14 protein-coding genes are annotated in these 12,923 nt (G+C 72.5%); 6 read left to right on the top strand and 8 right to left on the bottom strand.

From position 1 onward, the window contains the following. Window positions 1-103: 103 nt before the first annotated feature. The 3 genes from CLV63_RS32640 to CLV63_RS32630 all read right to left on the bottom strand — a co-directional run bounded on the left by CLV63_RS32640 (window position 104) and on the right by CLV63_RS32630 (window position 3,408). Window positions 104-1,096 (bottom strand): MerR family transcriptional regulator, encoded by a 993-nt coding sequence (locus CLV63_RS32640; RefSeq protein WP_106587113.1) that lies wholly within the window; start codon window positions 1,094-1,096, stop codon window positions 104-106. A gap of 549 nt (window positions 1,097-1,645) precedes the next feature. Continuing rightward, window positions 1,646-2,329 carry an ABC transporter ATP-binding protein gene (locus tag CLV63_RS32635; protein WP_106587112.1) on the bottom strand — a complete coding sequence of 228 codons (684 nt, stop codon included), beginning with the start codon at window positions 2,327-2,329 and terminating at the stop codon, window positions 1,646-1,648. Continuing rightward, the gene (locus tag CLV63_RS32630) at window positions 2,326-3,408 is read right to left on the bottom strand and encodes an ABC transporter permease (protein ID WP_106587111.1); all 1,083 of its coding nucleotides are present in this window, start codon (window positions 3,406-3,408) and stop codon (window positions 2,326-2,328) included. Before CLV63_RS32630 ends, CLV63_RS32635 begins: the two co-directional genes overlap by 4 nt. 210 nt (window positions 3,409-3,618) lie before the next feature. On the opposite strand from CLV63_RS32630, the gene CLV63_RS32625 reads away from it, so the two are divergent. The 3 genes from CLV63_RS32625 to CLV63_RS32615 are packed head-to-tail and all read left to right on the top strand — an operon-like array spanning window position 3,619 to window position 5,805. Beyond that, complete coding sequence (locus tag CLV63_RS32625) at window positions 3,619-4,860, top strand: sensor histidine kinase (protein WP_106587110.1); 1,242 nt, start codon at window positions 3,619-3,621, stop codon at window positions 4,858-4,860. Further along, window positions 4,847-5,551 (top strand): response regulator, encoded by a 705-nt coding sequence (locus CLV63_RS32620; RefSeq protein ID WP_106587114.1) that lies wholly within the window; start codon window positions 4,847-4,849, stop codon window positions 5,549-5,551. Before CLV63_RS32625 ends, CLV63_RS32620 begins: the two co-directional genes overlap by 14 nt. Next, the gene (locus CLV63_RS32615; RefSeq protein WP_211301595.1) at window positions 5,542-5,805 is read left to right on the top strand and encodes a hypothetical protein; all 264 of its coding nucleotides are present in this window, start codon (window positions 5,542-5,544) and stop codon (window positions 5,803-5,805) included. The genes CLV63_RS32620 and CLV63_RS32615 overlap by 10 nt, the downstream gene beginning before the upstream one ends. A 106-nt stretch (window positions 5,806-5,911) precedes the next feature. Here CLV63_RS32615 and CLV63_RS32610 read toward each other — a convergent pair whose 3' ends face one another. The 3 genes from CLV63_RS32610 to CLV63_RS32600 form a co-directional block, all read right to left on the bottom strand. Then, window positions 5,912-6,502 carry a GNAT family N-acetyltransferase gene (locus CLV63_RS32610; protein WP_106587109.1) on the bottom strand — a complete coding sequence of 197 codons (591 nt, stop codon included), beginning with the start codon at window positions 6,500-6,502 and terminating at the stop codon, window positions 5,912-5,914. A 67-nt stretch (window positions 6,503-6,569) separates the two neighbouring features. Continuing rightward, window positions 6,570-6,911 carry a cupin domain-containing protein gene (locus CLV63_RS32605; RefSeq protein ID WP_106587108.1) on the bottom strand — a complete coding sequence of 114 codons (342 nt, stop codon included), beginning with the start codon at window positions 6,909-6,911 and terminating at the stop codon, window positions 6,570-6,572. Between the two features lie 40 nt (window positions 6,912-6,951). Then, window positions 6,952-7,224, bottom strand: coding sequence for a hypothetical protein (locus CLV63_RS32600; protein ID WP_106587107.1), 273 nt, complete (start codon window positions 7,222-7,224; stop codon window positions 6,952-6,954). A gap of 406 nt (window positions 7,225-7,630) precedes the next feature. On the opposite strand from CLV63_RS32600, the gene CLV63_RS32595 reads away from it, so the two are divergent. Then, window positions 7,631-8,548: an alpha/beta fold hydrolase gene (locus CLV63_RS32595; protein WP_106587106.1), complete on the top strand. Its 918-nt coding sequence runs from the start codon at window positions 7,631-7,633 to the stop codon at window positions 8,546-8,548. Between the two features lie 229 nt (window positions 8,549-8,777). Here CLV63_RS32595 and CLV63_RS32590 read toward each other — a convergent pair whose 3' ends face one another. Together CLV63_RS32590 and CLV63_RS32585 are read right to left on the bottom strand one after the other, a co-directional pair. Continuing rightward, the gene (locus CLV63_RS32590) at window positions 8,778-9,308 is read right to left on the bottom strand and encodes a DUF1697 domain-containing protein (protein WP_106587105.1); all 531 of its coding nucleotides are present in this window, start codon (window positions 9,306-9,308) and stop codon (window positions 8,778-8,780) included. 119 nt (window positions 9,309-9,427) lie between these two features. Then, window positions 9,428-10,063 carry a TetR/AcrR family transcriptional regulator gene (locus tag CLV63_RS32585; RefSeq protein ID WP_106587104.1) on the bottom strand — a complete coding sequence of 212 codons (636 nt, stop codon included), beginning with the start codon at window positions 10,061-10,063 and terminating at the stop codon, window positions 9,428-9,430. Between the two features lie 70 nt (window positions 10,064-10,133). On the opposite strand from CLV63_RS32585, the gene CLV63_RS32580 reads away from it, so the two are divergent. Beyond that, window positions 10,134-11,006: a ketopantoate reductase family protein gene (locus CLV63_RS32580; RefSeq protein ID WP_106587103.1), complete on the top strand. Its 873-nt coding sequence runs from the start codon at window positions 10,134-10,136 to the stop codon at window positions 11,004-11,006. Between the two features lie 243 nt (window positions 11,007-11,249). Further along, complete coding sequence (locus CLV63_RS32575; protein ID WP_106587102.1) at window positions 11,250-12,683, top strand: serine/threonine-protein kinase; 1,434 nt, start codon at window positions 11,250-11,252, stop codon at window positions 12,681-12,683. Window positions 12,684-12,923: the final 240 nt, after the last annotated feature.

Below are 12,923 nucleotides of genomic sequence, written 5' to 3'. Positions count from 1 at the left end.
ACCACCCCCCGGATCATGGGTGACAGGGGGCACAAAGTCATGCCGGGCCCGGAGGCCGGGAGCCCCATTGCGGGACTGCTCCAGAAGGTAATGGGGCGGCCCCTCAGGCGCCGTCGGCCGGGGCGCGCATGGCCTCGGCGATCCAGGCGTAGGGCAGCGCGTCCTCCTCGGGCGCGGTCCCGTTGACCACCGCCACCAGCGAAAGGTACCGGTCGTGGGGGTCCTCGGCGCCGGCGTCCTCCTCCGCCATCTCGCGCTCGATGTCGGGGATCTGCCGGAATCCGTCGGCCATCCGGTTGCGGTCCTCGGGGGTGAGCGGGGTGCCGGACAGCGTCATGGCCTCCTCCATGAAACGGGTGACGGCCTGCTGCGCCCAGGGGGACCGGGGGGACTCGCCGGCGCGGTGCGCGGCCAGGACCTCCTCGATGAGCGCGAACCCGCTCTCGTACACGAAGTGCTGGAACGGCGCACTCGCGATGCTCCTGCCCGGATGCGTGGAGTAGGTGTCGTGCAGGTAGCTGCGGACCGCGTCGCGAAACGCCGGGTCCCGCACCAGGTCGGCCAGTTCGATCCAGGCCTCCAGCTGAGCGGCGGTGGGGTCCGCGGGCAGGACCGGCCGCACCTCGCGCAGCCGGTCGACGAAGCCGTCGGGGACGTCGAGGCCCTTGCCGACGTCGTTCCAGAAGTCGTCGATGACCTGCTCGCGCTCCTCGTCGGTCATCGAGACGAGCCTGTGCATCAGGACGGCCTGCGCGGCCGTGCCGCCCTGCCTGATCAGGGTCCGCAGCACCGCCCTCCTGGCCCGCAGGGTGTGCTCCTGTCGCTCGACGATCTCCAGGTGGGTGGTGAGCAGGCCGTGCAGGGTCGTGCCGCCTTCGAGCAGGCGGCGGATCTCGTCCAGGTTCGTGCCCAGCTCGCGCAGGGTGCGGACGAGTTCCAGACGGGCGATGGTGTCGATGCCGTACAGGCGGTGGCCCGCCCCGGTGAGGCGCGTGGGCGCGACGATTCCGGCGTCGGCGTAGAAGCGGACGGCACTGACGCTCAGGCCGCTGCGGCGCGCGGCGTCTCCGATGGGGTACAGCTCGTGGTTGTCCATGCGGACACTGTGGTGCCTCAAGCCACTTGAGAGGCAAGCCCTTGGGTCCTGTCGGTGATGATGCGCGTGGTCAGGTGGGTGTGCAGGCGGGCGTTCTCCGCCCGGCGGATCCGGCACACGAATCCGGCACACGAGAGCGGCTCGGCGGTTCCGTCAGGAGGCGGGGAACGGCGCCTTCGTCAGTTCCTCGGACGCCTGCCAGACGCGCCGACTGCTCCTGGCACCGCTCCGGTCCCGTCCAGCCCCACTACGACCACATCCACCGGGCCCCGCAGCTCCCGCGCGAGCGCCGCACCGAGTCCCACATCCTCGCCCGCGGCCACGCCGTGGGCTCGGCGGGTGCTCGGCCAGTTCCTCGCCGCCGACCAGGTGCGCCGGCCCCACCGGTGCGTGGAGGAGTGCTCCGACGACGGCACCGGCACCGAGCAGACGGCGCACACCGACATCAACACCGCCCGCCCCTACGCCCTGCCCACCGGGGCCGGTAAGACCCGCGCTCTGGACGCGCTCACCGTCGACCGGTGGGGCGGCCCTGCATGGCGGGCAGGATCAGGCCGCCACGCCGGCGGGCGCCGACCGCCCGTCGCGCATCTCCCAGATCGCATCGGCCCGGTCCAGGAACTCGGTGTCGTGGGTGACCAGCACCGTCGCCAGGCCGAACCGGGCGGTCAGCTCGGCGATGAGGTCCACGATCGCCCGCCCCCGCTCGTGGTCGAGCGCGGCCGTGGGTTCGTCGACCAGCAGGACCTCGGGGGCGCCGGTCAGAGCGCGGGCGATGTTGACGCGCTGCCGTTCGCCGCCGGACAGGTGGGCGGCACGACGGTGCTGCCGGCCGTCGAGCCCGACGGTGGCCAGCAGGTCGGCCGCTGCCGGCCGGTGCGCGCGGGGGCGCCGGCCCCGCATGTGGTCGGTGACCAGCAGTTGCTCGACCGCGGTCAGGGATCCGATGAGGTTGGGCTGCTGGAAGACGATGCCGATCCGGTCGCGCCGTAGCCGCGCCAGCTCCGCCCGGGACAGCCCGCGGGTGTCGGTGTCGCCGATCCGTACCGTTCCCGCGTCGGGGCGGATGAGAGTGGCGGCCACCGCGAGCAGGCTCGATTTGCCGGAGCCCGAGGGGCCCACCACGGCGTGCAGCTCGCCGGGGCCCACGGCCAGCGACACCCTGTCCAGGGCGGTCACGGTGCTGTCGCCGTCAGGGTAGGTCAGGGTCACGTCGGACAGGGTCATGCTCATCGGACGCCTCCCAGGGCGGTCAACGGGTCGACGGAGGTGATGCCGCGTACGGCGAGGACGGCCCCCGCCATACCCAGGGCGGTCATGCCCGCGATGGGCACCAGCACGGTGGCGGCGGTCAGCTCGAAGGGGACCGTGCCTGTTGCCAGCGCGCCCAGGGCCACGCCCAGGCCGCCGCCCACGGCGGTACCGGCCAGCAGCACCAGGGCGGACTGGCCCAGGGCGTCGCGCAGCAGGTAGCGCGTTGAGGCGCCCAGCGCCTTCAGGATCGCGATGTCGCCGGCGCGCTGCACCGTCCATACGGTCAAGAACGCCCCGACCACCAGGACGGAGATCGCGTAGAGGAACCCCTGGATCATCAGTAGGGAGCCGTTCTCCGAGGAGAACGCGCCGATCGCGGCGAGGCTGTCGTCGCGGTCGGCCGAGACGGTGCCCGCCGCGGTGTCGACTGCGTCGAATTCGGCGGTGCCGTCGGCGCCGGCCGCCACCACGGTGCCCACGGGAGTGTCGTCGCCCGAGCCGGGCACGAACGACCTCCAGGTGTCCAGCGACGTCCATACCGCCGGGGTGTGGCTGTAGGAGTCCTCACGGCCGATCGCGGCCACCGTCAGCTCGGTGCCGCCCAGGGTGAGGACGTCGCCTTCGCTGATGCCCTCCTCCTCGGCGAGGGATTCCCCGATGACGAGTGCATCGTCGGCGGTGCCCTCGGGGGCGAGCCGGCCGCCGGGGTCGGCGGCGAAGACGGTGGCCGCGAGCGACGAGCCGTCCTCGGCCTCCAGCCGGCTCTGGGTGATGCCCAGCGGCTCGGCCCAATCGACCCCCTCGGCGGCGGACCAGGCGTCGGCCTGGTGCGCGGTGACCGAGCTGTCGGCGTAGGACTCCTCGGGCGCTTGGCGGCCGGCGGCACCGAAGGCGATGCGGTCGGCGGGCAGGTTCTCGATCGCGGAGGTGGACTCCGCGGCCAGACCGGCGGTCAGCCCCGACAGCAGGACGACCAGCAGGGTGATGAGGCCGACGACGGCCCCGATGAGCGCGAACCTCCCCTTGGCCGCTCGAATGTCTCTGAGTGCGACGAACACGGTGCTCCCTTCCGACCGGCGGGCCCGGCGGCCCGTTCGCTAACCACCCTCCGCGAAACCGGCCGTCGTGCCATCGGGGCGATGGTCGAATCGCGGGCATCGAACGAGGGAGCCGCGAATCCACCTCATGATGGATACCGGCGGTGCCGCACCCCGCATACGCTGCGGCGGGGCATCATGGAAGCGTGATCGGGCGAGGGGGTGGCACGCATGGCCGAGGCCGGACCCACCGGCGGGACCGTGCTGTGGTTGCTACGCGCCATACTGCACGCCGCGTTCTTTGGACTGCTCGGCATCGGCGCCCTACGGACGGCCGCCGACGGCCTCGCGGCGCCCGCCGACCGCTGGGCGGCCGTGTCCGGGGCCCTGGTGCTGGCCGTGGTCTACGCGTCGGGGCCGCTGATGCGGCACCGCGCTCCGGCGCGCGCGCCGGCCCTGGGCTGGTTGGCGGCCGTCACCGCTCTGTGGGCCGGACTGCTGCTGAGCGCACCCGACTTCTCCTGGGTCGCGTTCCCGCTGTTCTTCCTGCACCTGCACCTGCTGCGGCGAGGACACGCGGTGGTCGCGGTCACCGTCATCACCGCCGCTGTCGTCGCCGCACAGGCCCTGCACCTGGGCACCCTCACGGTCCCGGTGGTCCTGGGCCCCGTCATCGGCGCGCTGACCTCGGTGATCATCGCGCTGGGCTACGCGGCGCTGTACAACGAGAGCGAGCAGCGGCGCCGGCTCATCGACGACCTCACCCGCACCCGCGGCGACCTGGCCGCATCACAGCACCGCGCCGGGGTGCTGGCCGAGCGCGAGCGCCTGGCCCGCGAGATCCACGACACCCTCGCCCAAGGACTGTCGAGCATCGTGCTGCTGCTGCGTTCCGCCGAGGGAGCGGCCCCCGGGGTCACCGGGTCCGCACGGGAGCGGATCGCCGAGGCGCGCGCCACCGCGACCGAGAACCTGGAGGAGGCGCGCCGCTTCGTCCGCGGCCTCACCCCACCGTCACTGGAGACGGAGTCGCTGGTGGAGGCACTGCGGCGGGTGTGTGAGCGGGCCGGCAGGGAGGGCGGGCCCGACTCTGTGCTGCGCGTGGACGGCGATCCGGTACCGCTGCCGCGCGACTACGAGGTGGCGCTGCTGCGGGCCGCGCAGGCCAGCCTCGCCAACACCGTGGCGCACGCGCGTGCCACGCGCGCGGTGGTCACACTCGGGTTCCTCGACGATGAGGTCACGTTGGACGTGGTGGACGACGGCCGCGGGTTCCCGGCCACCGAGCGGCCGGCGCCGCGCCCGGACGGCACGGGGTTCGGCTTGGCCGCGCTGCGGGAGCGGATGACCGCGCTCGGCGGCCGACTGGAGATGGAGTCGGCACCCGGTGAAGGGACGGCCGTGGCGGCGCGGCTCCCCCTGGCGCGAGGTGCTGCGGCCGACGATCGGGAGGGAGACGATGAGCAGACCTGACCCCGGGCACGGGCCCCCGCTGCGCATCCTGCTGGTGGACGACCATCCCGTCGTGCGGCGCGGTCTGCGCGCGATGTTCGAGGACCACGGCGGCATGCGCGTGGTGGGCGAGGCCGCCGACGGGACCCAGGCGATGCAGACCCTGGCCGCACTGGTCGCCCCTGAGGGCGCCGGGGTCGACATCGTGCTGATGGACCTTCAGATGGGCCCGGGCATGGACGGGGTGACGGCCACCGGACGCATCGCCGCCCAGCAGGGTGCGCCGCCGGTCCTGGTACTGACCACCTACGACACCGACGCCGACATCCTGGCCGCTGTGGAGGCCGGCGCGTCGGGCTACATGCTCAAGGACGCGCCGCCCGAGGAACTTTGCCATGCCGTGCGTGCGGCAGCACGCGGTGAGACCGCGCTCGCCCCGCACGTGGCCGCCCGCCTGCTCGGGCGGATGCGCACGCCCGGCCCCGCACTGAGTCCGCGCGAGGTGGAGATCCTCGGCCTGCTCGCCCGGGGGCTGGCCAACCGGGCCATCGCTCGCGAACTGTTCATCAGCGAGGCCACCGTCAAGACCCATCTGGTGCACGTCTACGACAAGCTGGGGGTCGACAGCCGCACGGCGGCCGTCTCGGCCGCTCTGGAGCGCGGAATCATCAGGTCGGCCTCCGGGGAGGATCGGCCCGGATTTTGGAGGTAGCACTCTGCGTGACGTCGCAGGCGCTGGGGGCGGCCGCGCGCCGGTGGGTCGAGCAGAGCCTGGAACTGGTCAGCACCGGGCAGCGCCGCGGCGAGGTCCGCGAAGGACTGCTGGACGGTGTCGCCCTGACGGTGTTCGCGCCGCTGCACGGGTACGTCGGACTCGCGGTGAGCGGCGTGCCGCTGCCCGCGACGGACGAGCGCGGGCTCGACGACGTCATCGCGTCCATCATTCGTGCGTGCAGGCCGGATTAGCGCCGCACCAGGGCGCCCGTTCGCGCAAGGCACTCCCTGCGGCGGTCCCGTGCTCCGCGCACCGTGCTCGGTGTCCTGGGAGCCGCGGCGGACGCAGCCCGCTCGCTCACCGGCTCCCGCCGGTCCCGCTGGGCTCGCTGGGCTCGCCCCCGGCCGTGCGGCGGTAGAGCACGTGGCGGCGCAGGGGGTGCCCGGCGGGGAGCCGGGGGTGGTCGAAGTCGTCGCGCGGGTCGCGGGTCATGTTCAGGCGTTCCATGACGGCGCGGGACCGGCGGTTGCCGACGGGGGTGAAGGAGACGACTTCGTCCAGGTCGAGTGTTCCGAACGCGAAGCCGAGCGCAGCGGTGGCGGCTTCGGTGGCGAAGCCCTTCCCCCAGGCGGAACGGGCGAGTCGCCAGCCGATCTCGACCGCCGGGGTGAAGTGGGTGTCGAAGGTGACCGGGGCAAGGCCGGTGAACCCGATGAAGGTCCCGGAGTCGCGCTCCTCCACGGCCCAGAAGCCCCATCCCGCGCGTGCGATGGCCGCGCCGATCCGCTCGGCCATGGCGTCGCTCGCCGCACGGTCGAGGGTGTCCGGGAAGTGCTCCATGACGGCGGGGTCGGCGTTCAGCTCCGCGAACGCGTCGCGATCAGCGGGGTACCAGGGGCGGAGCAGCAGCCGATCCGTGTGCAGGGCCTCAGGCGGGAAGGACGTCATTGGACAGAGTCTGGCACCCCGCCGATGGGCGGGGCCGCCCGACGCCGCCTCCCCGGCCGCCGCCCCGTTAGTGAGCGGGTACCGACACGCAGACCATCGTGGTGTCCTCAAGGGCCTCGACGACCCCGGGCGCCTGCTCCGGAACGTGCACGAATTCGCCTGCGCGCACCGTCACGGCGTCGCTCTCGGCGCCCACGCGCAGCGACCCGCTGAGCACCACCCAGACCTCGGCGTAGGACGCCGGCAGGTCGGCACGCGCCCCCGCGTGGAAGAACGACGTGTAGGCGCTCATCGACCCGCCGACCTCTTTGTCGAGGGCGGGCCCGATGAGGATCTTGTCGCCGAAGCGGACGGCGTCGCCGCCGATCGCCGAGCTGAACTTGCGGGCCTGCGGGGATGTGTCGGCCATGTCGGGTTCGCTCTCTGTGTCGTTGGTCAGGCGTCGTTGGTCAGGCGTCGAGCTCGGTCGCTGGGACGGCGTGCACCGGCGGCGCCAGGATCCCGAGCTGTTGTGCGATGGCCGGGATCTCAGGGTCCGCGAGGAAGCCGTCGTAGTCCGCCGGGTCCCAGTCGAAGACGGACCACACCCGGTGCGCGTCCTCGGGATCGAAGTAGGCCCGGGCGCTCCGGCAGCCGTGCTCCCGCCGCTTCTCCGCGCCGATGGTCTCGAAGATTTCCAGGAACCGGTCGGGGTCGGTGACCCTGGCGATGGTGACGATCACTACCTGCTCCCAAGCGAGGTGGACGGCTTCCTGCCGGTCGCTCAGTACCGTAGAACCTCGACTTTGGTCGAAGTCAAGCGCTGGCAACCGGGGAACGCCGCCCGGCACGTCCGCGCTGGGCCCGCACGGCCCACGGCCGCGGTCGAGCGCACATCCTGGACCGGTGCGCGAGCACCTGCCGGGTTGTTCGAGGAGCGAATGCGTCGAGTCGTCGACGACGCCGATCCTGGAGGCTTGGATCACCAGCGCGACCGGACCGGTCCGCATTCCGCGCGGTTCGCGTTTTCATAGGCCCCGCGGCTCCGGTGTTCCCTTGCCACGACTAGGATGACCAAGAGAACGAATCTGGTCATTCGGTCGTTCTCGGTTCGCACCCCCGACCCGACGACGAAGACCGGAGTCACCCGTGGATCCGCTCCTCCCGCCCGGCGCCCGCGCGGAGTACATCGACCTCGACGGCGGACGCGTCCGCGTGCTGCGCGGCGGCACACCGGGCGCGGGGCCGCCCATCGTGCTGCTGCACGGCGGCGGCACCGACAACGCCGCCATCTCCTGGTACCGGCTCTTCGCCCCGCTGAGCGCCGACCACGACGTCCTGGCGTTCGACCTGCCGGGCTTCGGCGCCACATCGGGGATCGAACCCGTGGGCGGGCCGGGCGCGATGGCCGACTTCACCGCCCGAGTCATGGCCGCCTCGGGGATATCCGGCGGCGCCGTGGTGGTGGGGGTGTCGATGGGCGGCGACGCGGCCCTCAACCTGGCGCTGCGCCACCCCGCCTCGGTCCGGGCCCTGGTGCTCATCGGGCCCGGCGGCCTCGTCGCCCGGTTCCGCAACCGGGCGGCGCACACAGCGGCCTGGCTGGGCACCCGGCTCCCCGACTGGGTCCTGCTGCCCGCAGCGCGGCTGGCGAACCGATTCGCCGGTGCGGCGCTGCGCGCGATCGTGCACGACCCGGCGACGCTCCCCGACGAGGTGGTCACCGAGTTCCGGCGCGAAGCGCTGCGCCCGCACGGGGGCATCGGCTACGCCCGCTACAACCAGGCGTCGATCGGCCGTTCGGAGATGCACAACAACCTGCTGCCGGTGGTCGAGCAGATCACCGTCCCCACCCTGTTCTTCCACGGCGTGCACGACCCGATGGTGCCTCCGGAGGGCTCGTGTGCCGCGGCCGCGCTGATGCCGGACGCCCGCCTCGTCATGGTCCCCGAATGCGGCCACTGGGCCCAACTGGAGGCGCACGACCGCTTCCTCTCGGAGGTCGCGGACTTCCTCGGCGCCCTGGAACCCACCACAAAACCGGAGCCCGACGCCGACCCCCAGTGACCCAAACGACGGGAGCGGACAGCGCACCCCTGGCGCCCTTGAGAGCAAGGGGTGGACGGCACGCCCCCGAGAGAAGGGAGCGGGCCGCGCGCCCCTGGTGACCTGGGTGAAGGGGGTGTGGTTGCCGTCGCGGATGCTCCGCAATCGCGATGGCAGCCTCCCTCTTCGCGCGTGGTCGTGAGAGGGGCCGGGCCCGGCGCCCGGGTGCCGCTGACGGCTCGTCGGAACGTCACTCCTCGGCCATGGCCAGCAGCCGGGTGACGGTGTTCCAGTTGCGGGCTGTGGCGGTGGCCCCTTTGAGGCGCCTGCCGACGAGGTCGGGCAGCTTGGCCTGCTGGATGCCGTTGGGCAGCGCGAAGTAGAGTTCCCGCCCGATGGCGGCGAACTCCTCGGGGCGCGCGGCGGCGAGGTCGAGTCCGTCGAAGGACCCGGGGGCGGGCTCGTCGGCGAGGAAGGTCACCAGGAACCGCGACGGGTCGCCGACCTCCAGCGGGTTGTGTTCGACGACGGCGCGCAGCTCCGGCCCCGTGCGGACCACCACCGGGACGGTCAGCCCCAGGTCCCGGGTGATGGCGCCCTCGACCACCGCCACGACCCCGCTCGCATCGGCGTCGGTGGTCACCACGGCGTTGCCGCTCTGCAAATGGGTGCGGACGTCGGTGTAGCCGAGCCCTGCGAGCAGCGCTCTCAGGTCCGCCATGGGGACCTTCTGCCGCCCGCCGACATTGATGCCGCGCAGCAGGACGATGTACCGGGCCATGCGCGAACCACTCGCTTCCCTCGCGGCCGGACCGCGAACCACTCGCCTTCCCTCGCGGCCGGACGGCGTCCGGCGCCTCTCACAACCGCAGCATCCCAGGCCCCGGCCGTCCCGAGTCGTCAGGTCCCCGTCGGTGGTGCGCTCATCGCCGCCGTCAGGAACGTGATCGCCCACTGCCGGGCGGCCTCGCCCGCGCCCGCGCCCGGGGACAGGCAGGCCAGGGAGGGCCGCTGGTAGACCTCGACGCGGTCCACGGCCGTCACGGCGAGGATCCCCCGCATCCGGAACCGCAGTTCCTCCGGGGACAGGCCGGGCAGCGCGCGCCCGAAGGCCGCCAGGTAGCGCTCGCGGACCGTGTCCTCGGCCGGACCGGTCCAGCTGCGCACCTCCTCGGCCGGGTCGCTGAGGATCGTCACGATCAGCCGGGACGTCCGGGCGCCGCCCTCGTCGCCGGCCGGCATCACGTCGAACAGCGGCCCCGCGAACGCCTCCACCAGGTCGGTGACCGCGGGGTCCGGAGTCCTGGCGAGCAGTCGGTCGAGCCCGGCGCACTGCGCGGCGTTGATGGGCTCGATCACGCGGCGGGCGACCGCGGCCAGGAGTTGCGCCTTCGAGCCGAAGTGATACCCGACGGCGGCCAGGTTCGCTCCGGCGAGATCGGTGATCGCGCGGACCGAGGTGCCGCGGTACCCGCGCTCGGCGAAGAGGCGGTCGGCCGCGTCGAGGATCTGGGTGCGGGTGTCAGATGGCGCCATGTCTGCGTACACTACAGACGTTTGATTAAAACGAACGTTTGACTGAAACGAACGTATGAAGAGGGTTGCCATGAAGCTGCTCGTGTACGGCGCCGGGGTTCTCGGCAGCCAGTTCGCCGTCCGCCTGCATGAGGCCGGGCACGACGTTGCGCTCCTCGCCCGGGGCAAGCGCCTGGCCGCCCTGCGCCGACACGGCGTGCAGCTCGCCGAGACGGGCAGTCCGACCGTCAAGCGGGTACCGGTGCCGGTGGTCGAGCACCCGGACGGCGGGTACGACCTGACCGCGGTCTTCGTCCGCGCCCATCAGGTGGACGCGGTGCTGGAGTCACTCGCCGGTCTCGACGGCGACGTGCTGTTCCTGCCCAACTGGGCGGGCGGCCCGGAGCCGCTGGGCGCGGTGATCGACCACGATCGGGTGCTGCTCGGCTTCGGCACGGGCGGCGGCACGATGGACGGCGACGTGGTCCGCTACCGCGCGGCCAACATCGTGACCCGCCGGGTTGCGATGCCGATCGGCGAACCCGACGGCCGGACCACCCCGCGACTCGAACGGATCGTGCGGACGTTCCGCGACACCGGGATCAACGCCAAGGCCGAGCCGAAGATCGATGCCCGGCTCAAGACGCACGCCGCGTTCGCGGCGCCACTCGGGCAGGCGGCGTACACGGCGGGCGGCCCGGTAGCGCTGGCCGACGATCCGGACGCGGTCCGCGGCATGCTCCGCGTCATCCGGCAGAACCTGGCCGCCATGCCGACGCCGCCGACCCCGCGCGGGTTCGCTGCGTTGCAGACCCTGCCGGAAGGACTGCTCGTGGCGACGCTGAGGCGCTTTCTGCGCAGCCCGACGGCCGTAAACACCGGACTCAGCGACGTCTCGCCCGCGACAGCGGGCGAGCTCGCGCGGCTGACCGAACAGCTTCGCGCTGCTGCGAAAGTCCGGTAGGCGGCAGACGGTAGGCGGCCGCGCCTCCTCGGCCGGATCACACGCGAGTCCTGCGCTGGTCTGTTCCGGGCGCTCCTCGACAGCCGGCCCCGGCGCACTCACCCGCTGACCGGCCCGAACAGTGCTATTCGTCGTCGGCGGTGACAGGCCCGCGTCGTCCGGGTTTCGGCGGCGGTGGCCGATTTCGGCTGCACCCTCCGTGTTCGGCCGGTCGCATGACTAAGGTGCCGTCATGGAGAACGCGTGAGCACCCCCCTGCGCCCGGACGACCCCAAGCGGATCGGGCCCTATCACCTCCACGGACGACTGGGCTCCGGCGGCATGGGCCGCGTCTACCTCGGCAGCTCCCCCGGCGGTCACACGGTCGCCGTCAAGGTCATCCACCTCGACCTGGCCGACGACCCCGGCTTCCGCACCCGCTTCGTCGCCGAGGTCGCCGCCGCCCGCAAAGTCGGCGGGTTCTACACCGCCCAGGTCACGGCCGCCGACACCGCCGCAGACCCGCCCTGGCTGGCCACCGCCTACATCCCCGGCCCGTCGCTGCACGAGGCTGTGGAGAACCACGGGCCGCTGCCCACCGAGTCCGTGGCCGCGCTGGGAGCCGGGCTGGCCGAGGGCCTCACCGCCATCCACGCCTGCGGCATCGTGCACCGCGACCTCAAGCCCGCCAACGTGCTGCTGGCCGCCGATGGGCCCCGCGTCATCGACTTCGGCATCGCCCGCGCGCTCGACGCGACCTCCCACACCCGGACCAGCACGATCATGGGCACCGCCGGGTTCATCGCACCGGAGCAGGTGCGCGGCCGTGCGGTCGGTCCGGCCTGCGACGTCTTCGCCTTGGGGTGCATGCTCGCTTACGCCGCGACCGGACGCAGTCCGTTCGGTGAGGGTCCGATCGAGGCGGTGGTCTACCGGGTGGTCCACGAGAGCCCCGACCTGGAGGGCATGCCCCCGGATCTCACCGACCTGATCGAGGAGTGCCTGGAAAAGGATCCCGAGGAGAGGCCCGGCCTCGACCACATACTGAACCGGCTCGCCCCCCTTGCCGGACCGGCCGGGGGCTTCGCCGAGGGACGCTGGCTGCCGTCCGCCGTCACCGAGATCATCACCGAACGCCGCACGAAGGTCCTCACCCAGGCCGTTGAGGAACCGCCGAAGGCGAAGGCGGCCTCGAAGAAGCCACCGGCGCAGAAGGCGAAGGCGGCCCCGAAGAAGCCACCGGCGCAGAAATCGAAGTCAACGCCGGAGAAGAAGGCGGCCGCTGGCGCGAAGCCTGCACCGGCCGCGAAGAAGGCGCCCACCCCCTCCGCTCCCGCATCGAAGAAGGCCGCGAGTAACGACAGCGATTCGGGCTTCCTGATGCTGGCCGGCGCGGCCGCGGTCGTCGCCGCACTCCTCTACATCAACGTGCCGGAGTTCGCCCTCTGGGTGAGCGAGGGGGTCAACAACGGCGCCGACGAAATCGCCGTCGATGACTGCATTGCCCAGCTCTCGGATGAGGGGTTCGTGGAGGTCCCCTGCTGGTCAGCCGCTGGCGAGTTCAAGGCTGTCGGGTCGCCGACGGTGGATCCGCTCGCAGACCTGGGGACCCCCGCTGGCTGTGAACTTACGCAGACGATCGTGGCGACCGAGAACGGGAACATGTGCCTGGAGCCGGTGGAGGACTCCGATTCATAAGGGCCACCAGCCCGGGTCCCCGTCCCCGACGGGGACCCGGGCGCTTCGGGTCCTGCCCGCGCCTCAAGTGCGGGCGTTGAGGATGCGGGCGCGGACGGCGGTGGGGCCGATGGGCAGGGTGGCGGCGATTTCGCGGTAGCTCTCCCCGTTGGTGTGGCGGGTGAGGAGTTCGGTGTCGGTGGTGCCGATGTCGCGGCGGTTGCGGGGCGCCCGTCCCGGGTTCGGGGTGGCGGGGGTCCC

The sequence above is a fragment of the Murinocardiopsis flavida genome, from assembly GCF_003014485.1.
Classification (GTDB): Bacteria; Actinomycetota; Actinomycetes; order Streptosporangiales; family Streptosporangiaceae; genus Murinocardiopsis; species Murinocardiopsis flavida.
The sequence above is the reverse complement of the archived record's forward strand: the minus strand, read 5'-3'. Positions and strand labels throughout refer to the sequence as shown.

Excerpts from the sequence above, each read along its gene's own strand:
- CLV63_RS32620 (WP_106587114.1), top strand. The coding sequence starts at position 4,847 with ATGAGCAGACCTGACCCCGGGCACGGGCCCCCGCTGCGCATCCTGCTG.
- CLV63_RS32635 (WP_106587112.1), bottom strand. The coding sequence starts at position 2,329 with ATGAGCATGACCCTGTCCGACGTGACCCTGACCTACCCTGACGGCGAC.
- CLV63_RS32625 (WP_106587110.1), top strand. The coding sequence starts at position 3,619 with ATGGCCGAGGCCGGACCCACCGGCGGGACCGTGCTGTGGTTGCTACGC.
- CLV63_RS32640 (WP_106587113.1), bottom strand. The coding sequence starts at position 1,096 with ATGGACAACCACGAGCTGTACCCCATCGGAGACGCCGCGCGCCGCAGC.
- CLV63_RS32590 (WP_106587105.1), bottom strand. The coding sequence starts at position 9,308 with ATGGCCCGGTACATCGTCCTGCTGCGCGGCATCAATGTCGGCGGGCGG.
- CLV63_RS32610 (WP_106587109.1), bottom strand. The coding sequence starts at position 6,502 with ATGACGTCCTTCCCGCCTGAGGCCCTGCACACGGATCGGCTGCTGCTC.
- CLV63_RS32580 (WP_106587103.1), top strand. The coding sequence starts at position 10,134 with ATGAAGCTGCTCGTGTACGGCGCCGGGGTTCTCGGCAGCCAGTTCGCC.
- CLV63_RS32605 (WP_106587108.1), bottom strand. The coding sequence starts at position 6,911 with ATGGCCGACACATCCCCGCAGGCCCGCAAGTTCAGCTCGGCGATCGGC.
- CLV63_RS32585 (WP_106587104.1), bottom strand. The coding sequence starts at position 10,063 with ATGGCGCCATCTGACACCCGCACCCAGATCCTCGACGCGGCCGACCGC.